The organism is bacterium, assembly GCA_024226335.1.
Classification (GTDB): Bacteria; Myxococcota_A; UBA9160; order SZUA-336; family SZUA-336; genus JAAELY01.
The window spans coordinates 1-1191 of the sequence record JAAELY010000442.1; the positions used below are offsets into that span (position 1 = coordinate 1).

At 61.3% G+C, this 1191-nt stretch carries 2 protein-coding genes; both read left to right on the forward strand.

Annotation, left to right across the window (positions count from 1 at the left end):
* Positions 1 to 966, forward strand: a 966-nt coding sequence (locus GY725_21440; protein MCP4006752.1) for a group II intron reverse transcriptase/maturase, incomplete at its 5' end; no start/stop codon positions are given.
* Positions 967 to 1009: 43 nt separating this feature from the next.
* Complete coding sequence (locus GY725_21445) at positions 1010 to 1168, forward strand: hypothetical protein (protein MCP4006753.1); 159 nt, start codon at positions 1010 to 1012, stop codon at positions 1166 to 1168.
* Positions 1169 to 1191 lie beyond the last annotated feature (23 nt).

Consider the following 1191-nt stretch of genomic DNA (forward strand, 5'->3'; position numbering starts at 1 on the left):
CACGCGGTGATGGTCCGGGTTCGGCGACGCATCGGCGATCGAAAGCTGACCCGGTTGGTCTTGGCGTTTCTGAAGGCTGGTGTTTTAGCGGAGGAACAGTTCCTACGCAAGGACAGCGGCACGCCGCAAGGTGGCATCCTGTCTCCTTTGCTCGCAAATATCGCACTTAGCGCGATTGACGAGCGGTACGAGCGGCACGTGTGGCCCCGGCGCACACCAACGCTACGAACCGATCCAAAGAAGATCAGGCGGAGGGCAGAGGCAAACCGCTGGAATGACCGCCAGGCGGGGCGTCCTCTGCTCTTTCCCATTCGTTATGCTGATGACTTCATCATTCTCGTTGGCGTGGCTCCAGGCCCGCAGGAGTTCGAGCGGGCACGGGATCTCGCGCTGAAGGAGAAAACTGATCTCGGGGCGTTCCTGAAGGAACACCTAGGCTTGGAGCTCTCGGAGGAGAAGACGCTCGTCACACCCGTGACGGAGCCGATGCTGTTCTTGGGGCACCACGTCCGAGTGCGGAAGCATCCAACCCATGGACGGTTGGTTAGCGCCGTGGTGATCCCGAGGGAGCGCAGTCAGCAACTACGGCGAGCGATCAAGGACTACTTCCGGCGTCCGACGTTGGGATACTCCCTGGAAGAACGACTCGGGCAGTTGAACGAGATGCTGCGAGGTTGGAGTGCCTTCTACCGTTACGCGTGGGGAGCGAAGCGTGTTTTTGCACGACTCGATCATTACGTGTGGTGGACCATCTTCCGATGGCTCAAGAAGAAGCACCCCCATACTTCGGTGAAGAGGCTCTGTGCATTGTACGGCTGGCGTAAGCCGGGCGGGCGCACACTTCGATGGCGAGGGGGCTCGACCCATCGCTTCGAAATGGCGACGGTGCGCGTGGGCAGCTTCCGGCCCTGGTGGTCAATCACGCCTGCGTTCGCGAAGGACATCTATGGAGAGCCCGGTGCATAACGAAAGGTGCACGCCGGGTTCGGCGAGGGGCGCTCGGAAACCGGTGCGGAGTAATCCACACACGGCGCTGAGCGCCCACTCTACAACGCTACCCGAGATCGCTCGGCAACTCGTCCGGCTGAACGACCTGCTCGAACGCCTCGTCAATGCAACGGAGAACCGCGATGCCAAGACTCAGCCCGACAACGCTGACGACCGCTGAGCAGAAGGCGATTCTCCGCGCCA